This is a genomic window from Micrococcus sp. KRD070 (assembly GCF_017168435.1).
In the GTDB taxonomy this organism is placed as follows: domain Bacteria; phylum Actinomycetota; class Actinomycetes; order Actinomycetales; family Micrococcaceae; genus Micrococcus; species Micrococcus luteus.
This window is the reverse complement of record NZ_JABFNH010000017.1, coordinates 126991-132196: the sequence shown is the minus strand read 5'-3', so window position 1 is coordinate 132196 and position 5206 is coordinate 126991. Positions and strand designations below refer to the sequence as shown.

The 5206-nt window shown below is 74.2% G+C and carries 5 protein-coding genes; 4 read left to right on the top strand and 1 reads right to left on the bottom strand.

All coding sequences use genetic code 11. The features are described 5' to 3' along the window. From purE to manA, 3 genes are all read left to right on the top strand, one after another. Window positions 1-541, top strand: a 541-nt coding sequence (purE, locus tag J1M38_RS05840; RefSeq protein ID WP_241246505.1) for a 5-(carboxyamino)imidazole ribonucleotide mutase, incomplete at its 5' end; no start/stop codon positions are given. Window positions 542-561: 20 nt separating this feature from the next. Then, entirely contained in the window at window positions 562-2154 is a 1593-nt protein-coding gene (locus J1M38_RS05835; RefSeq protein WP_231119450.1) for an LCP family protein, read from the top strand. A 41-nt stretch (window positions 2155-2195) separates the two neighbouring features. After that, window positions 2196-3440 carry a mannose-6-phosphate isomerase, class I gene (gene manA, locus J1M38_RS05830; protein WP_069941643.1) on the top strand — a complete coding sequence of 415 codons (1245 nt, stop codon included), beginning with the start codon at window positions 2196-2198 and terminating at the stop codon, window positions 3438-3440. A 23-nt stretch (window positions 3441-3463) separates the two neighbouring features. On the opposite strand, the gene glpX is transcribed toward manA, so the two are convergent. Continuing rightward, window positions 3464-4486: a class II fructose-bisphosphatase gene (gene glpX / locus J1M38_RS05825; RefSeq protein ID WP_010079310.1), complete on the bottom strand. Its 1023-nt coding sequence runs from the start codon at window positions 4484-4486 to the stop codon at window positions 3464-3466. A 107-nt stretch (window positions 4487-4593) separates the two neighbouring features. On the opposite strand from glpX, the gene J1M38_RS05820 reads away from it, so the two are divergent. Continuing rightward, on the top strand, window positions 4594-5184 hold the full coding sequence (locus J1M38_RS05820) for a DUF4245 domain-containing protein (RefSeq protein ID WP_069941642.1): 591 nt from the start codon (window positions 4594-4596) through the stop codon (window positions 5182-5184). The last annotated feature ends 22 nt before the right edge of the window (window positions 5185-5206 follow it).

The window sequence follows — 5206 nt, the reverse complement described above, 5'->3', positions numbered from 1 at the left end:
GTCCCCCGCCCAGCCCCTGCAGGACGACGCCCCGGTCGTCTCCGTCGTGATGGGCTCCGACTCCGACTGGCCCGTGATGAGCGCGGCCGCCGAGGCCCTGCGCGAGCTCGACGTGCCCGTCGAGGTCGGCGTGGTCTCCGCGCACCGCATGCCCCACGAGATGGTGGAGTTCGGCGCCCGCGCGCACCAGCGCGGGATCCGCGTGATCGTGGCCGGCGCGGGCGGCGCGGCCCACCTGCCCGGCATGCTCGCCGCCGTCACACCCCTGCCCGTGATCGGCGTGCCAGTGAAACTCAAGAGCCTGGACGGGATGGACTCCCTGCTCTCGATCGTCCAGATGCCCGCCGGCGTGCCGGTGGCCACCGTCTCCATCGACGGCGCCCGCAACGCCGGCCTGCTGGCCGCCCGCATCCTCGCCTCGGCCGACACCGCGGAGGGCGACCGCCTGCGCGCCGCCCTCGCCGAGCACGCCGACGAGCTCAACGCCCAGGCCCGGGCCAAGGGGGCCCGCCTGCGCGAGCGGATGGCCGCCGACCGCTGATGTCGCCCGCCACCGGATCCGTGCCCGCCGGTCACGCGCAGCCCGACCCGCTTCGGGACCCGCGCGTCGCCTCCCCCACCGAGCGCACCCGCCGGGCGCTGATCCTCACCGCCCTGACCCTGCTGGTCCCCGGCGGCGCCCAGCTCGTCGCCGGCAGCCGCCGGCTCGGCCGCGTGGCGCTGCGGGTCACCGTCACCGTGTGGGCCGTGCTGATCCTGGGGCTGCTGTGGTGGCTGGTCTCCCGCGCGAGCCTGATCTCGCTCATGGCCCGGGACGGCGTGCTGCTGGGGCTCGCGGTGGTCCTGGCGGCGTTGGCGGTGGGCTGGGCGGTGCTCTGGGTGGACACGTTCCGGCTGATCCGGCCGCACCTGCTCGCCCCCGGCGCGCGGAAGATCACGGCGGCGGTCACCGCGCTCGCGCTCGTGCTCACCAGCGGCGCCCTGCTCTACGGCGGCTGGGCGGCGAACACGAGCCGCGGGGCGCTCGGCGAGGTCTTCCAGGAGGGGCCGGCCGTCCCGGAGGCCGAGGGCCGCTACAACATCCTGGTCCTGGGCGCGGACGCCGGCGAGGGCCGCCAGGGGCTGCGCCCGGACTCCATGCACGTGGTCTCCGTGGACGCCCGCACCGGCGCCATCGTGATGTTCTCCCTGCCACGCAATCTCCAGAACGCGCCGTTCGTCGAGGGCTCCCCGCTGTGGGACGTGTACCCCAACGGCTTCGACTGCGGCGACGAGTGCATCCTCAACGCCCTCTACACGGACGTGGAGGAGCATCACGCAGACCTCTACCCGGGCGCCGAACACCCCGGCGCCGAGGCCATGAAGGACGCCGCCGGCGGCATCCTCGGCCTGGACGTCTCCGGCTACGCCCTCATGGACATGGGCGGCTTCGCCCAGCTGATCGACGCCATGGGCGGGGTGGACGTCGTCAGCGGCGGCTACGTGGTGCACCGCGGCGTCCGGCCCGACGGCGCCTGGGGCAACATCTGGTGGGAGCCGGGCACCCACCACTTCAACGGCGACGACGCGCTCGCCTTCGCCCGCTCCCGGCACTGGTCCACCGACTACGCCCGCATCCGCCGGCAGCAGTGCATGCAGGCGGCGATGCTGGAGCAGTTCAGCCCCGCCACCGTGCTCACCCGCTTCGAGGGGATCCTCGCGGCGGGCCAGCAGATCGTGACCACCGACCTGCCGCAGTCCCAGCTCGGCACGTTCGCGGACCTCGCCGAGCGCTCGCGCGGCCAGAAGATGCGGCGGCTGACCATCGGCCCGCCCGACTTCGGCGACACGGGCACCCACTTCACCACCTACCCCGACTACGACCTCGTCCACCGCCGCGTGGACGAGATGCTGGCCGATGAGTCCGTGACCGCCGGATCGGAGCCGACCGGGGTCTCGGCGACGCCGCTGCTCACCGTGCTGGCCGTCGTCGCGCAGGAGACGCAGACCCCCGACGTCGACGAGGACGACCCGGCCACGTGGCCGGCCCCGCCGACCCGCTCCGACGGCGAGCCCTTCACCGCCGAGGACCTGATGACGGCCGAGGACCTGGGCCAGGAGGACGTGCTGAACCACGCGTCCTCGACGAACGGGCTGTGCGTCCCCGCCCCGTGAGGCGCGACGCGCGGGCCGACGGGCTGACCTAGGCTGGGCGCATGCACGTCCTGAAGCCCGTGATCCGTGACTACGCCTGGGGCTCCCCCACGCTCCTCGCCGACCTGCAGGGACGCGAGCCCACCGGCCGCCCCGAGGCCGAGCTGTGGCTGGGCGACCATCCGGGCGCCCCGTGCGTCGCCGTCGTGGCGGACGGCGCCCACATCGGCCTGGACGAGGTGGTGGCCGCGGACCCGGAGCGCTGTCTCGGGCCCGCCGCGCCGGAGGGCCGTCTGCCCTTCCTCATGAAGCTGCTCGCCGCGGGCGCCCCGCTGTCCATCCAGGCGCACCCCACCCTGGAGCAGGCCCGCGCGGGCTTCGCCGCGGAGGAGGCCGCCGGCGTGCCGGTCGACGCCCCGGAGCGCAACTACAAGGACGCGAACCACAAGCCGGAGATGCTGCTCGCGCTGACCCCCTTCGCGGCGATGTGCGGCTTCCGCTCCCCCGAGGTCTCCTCGGACAGCTTCGAGGCCCTGGCCCGCGCCCTCACCGAGCGGGCGGACGGGGACACGTCCGCCGTCGCCGTCGCCGCCGCCCGGATCAGCCAGGCCCTCGCCGCCGGAGACCTGGAGGACGCGTTCACCTCGATCCTCGACCCCGACTCCGTGTGGGGCTCCCCCGGCGCCGTCGCGCAGGTCGTGGACGTGCTGCGGGCCGCGCCGGACCTGGCCGAGCGCGACCCCTCGCTGGCCACGGCCCTCGAGGTCGCCCAGCACCACCCGGACGACCCCGGCGTGGTGGTGGCCATCCTGCTCAACCGCGTGGACCTGGCCCCGGGCCAGGCCATCCATCTGCCCGCCGGCAACGTGCACGCGTACCTGCACGGGCTGGGCGTGGAGGTCATGGCCGCCTCGGACAACGTGCTGCGCGGCGGGCTCACCCCGAAGCACGTGGACGTGCCCGAGCTGCGCCGCGTGGTCACCTTCGAGGCGCTGCCGGTGCCCTCCACCGAGCCCGAGCGCGTGGCCGACTCCGTGGTGGCCTTCCGCCCGCCGTTCGAGGAGTTCGAGCTGCTCCAGGCCACGCTCGAGGACGACGCCGTCCACGGGCTCGACGTGCACGGGCCCGGGATCGCGGTGGTCACCCGCGGCACGGCGAGCCTGGCCCTGGCAGGCCAGGAGATCGAGCTGGGCCCGGGCGAGGCCGTGTTCCTGCCCGCAGCGGAGACGGCGTCCGGCCCGCTGGCCGTCCGCGCCGCGGCCGGCGCCCCGGCGACGGTGCACGTGGCCGGCCTGCCGCGGGGCTGAGCCCGGCAGACCGGCCCGCGGGCTCAGCGGGCGTCGCGGTCCCCCAGCCACTTGGACCACTTCTTCACGTCGTGCTCGGCGTCCACGGTGCGGACCGTGCCGGACGACGAGCGCATCACGATGGACTGCGTGTGCACGCGGCCGTCGGCGAAGCGCACACCGCGCAGCAGGTCGCCGTCGGTGATGCCGGTGGCCGCGAAGTAGCAGTGGTCGGAGGTGACCAGCTCGTTCGTGGTCAGCACCGCGTCGAGGTCGAGGCCGGCGTCGAGGGCCTTCTGCTTCTCGGCGTCGTCGGTGGGGGCCAGGCGACCCTGGATGATGCCGCCGGTGGCCTTGATCGCGCACGCGGTGACGATGCCCTCGGGGGTGCCGCCGATGCCCATCATCATGTCCACGCCGGTGCCCGGGCGGGCGGCAGCGATGGCGCCGGCGACGTCGCCGTCCAGGATGAACTTCACCCGGGCGCCGGCCTGGCGGATCTCCTTGACCAGGCCCTCGTGGCGGGGGCGGTCCAGCACGCACACGGTCACCTGGGAGACGGGCTTGTCCAGGGCCTTGGCCACGAGGTTCACGTTCTGCTTCACCGGCAGGCGCATGTCCACGAAGTCGGCGGCCTCGGGGCCCACCACGAGCTTGTCCATGTAGAACACGGCCGACGGGTCGAACATGGTGCCGCGCTCGGCCACCGCGAAGACGGAGAGCGCATTGTTGTAGCCCATGGCGGTCAGGCGGGTGCCGTCGATCGGGTCCACGGCCACGTCCACGGCGGCGCCGGAGCCGTCGCCGACCTGCTCGCCGTTGAACAGCATGGGGGCCTCGTCCTTCTCGCCCTCGCCGATCACCACGGTGCCGTCCATGGCCACGGTGTCCATGAACGCGCGCATCGCGTCCACCGCGGCGCCGTCCGCCTTGTTCTTGTCCCCGTAGCCCACCCAGGGGCTCGCGGCGATGGCCGCCGCCTCGGTCACCCGCACCAACTCCATGGCCAGGTTGCGGTCCGGGACGTGATTCTCGTAGCCGGTCTTCTCCGAGGACGCGCTGGTCATCGCTGCTCCGATCCTTGCTCGCGGCGCTCCGTCCGCACGGGACGGGGCGTGAGGGCGGCTCTGCCCCGGTCCTCATCCTACGGGGGCGGCCTCCCGTGGGTGGCACAATGCTGACCGTGAGCTCCGCCGACCCCCACTCCCCCGCCCCCCGTCCCGTCCTGACCGCCACGCAGGCGCAGCGGGCCCGGCAGCCGTGGATGGCCATGGTGCTCTCCCTGGCGGCTCTGCTGGCGATCGTGGCCGTGGTCCTCCTGCTCAACCCGGAGCCGCCGCAGCGGCCCCGTGAGGACCGCGTCGACGTCGCCGCCGAGGCCGCCACGGTCCCCCACGACGACGGCGACCTGCCGGCGCTGGCGCCCGAGGTGCCGGAGTCCTGGTACGCCAACTACGCCCGCCTGCAGAAGCTGGACGGCGTCTCCACGTGGGACGTCGGCTGGGTGGTGACGGACACGGTGTTCGCGGGCCTGCAGCAGGCCGAGGACGTCGACCCCACCTGGGTGAGCCTGCGGGTGGACCAGGTCCCGACGTCGGAGACGATCGAGATCGACGGGATCGCGTGGGACCTCCACGCCGATCCGAAGAAACCGGAGCGACGGCTCGTGGCGGAGGTGGACGGCAGCACCGTGGTGCTGACCACCACCGGCGACCGCGCCGTCCTCGAAGACCTGGCGCACGGCGTCGCGAAGGAGACCCGATGACCCCCCACACCCGCCCCGAGAC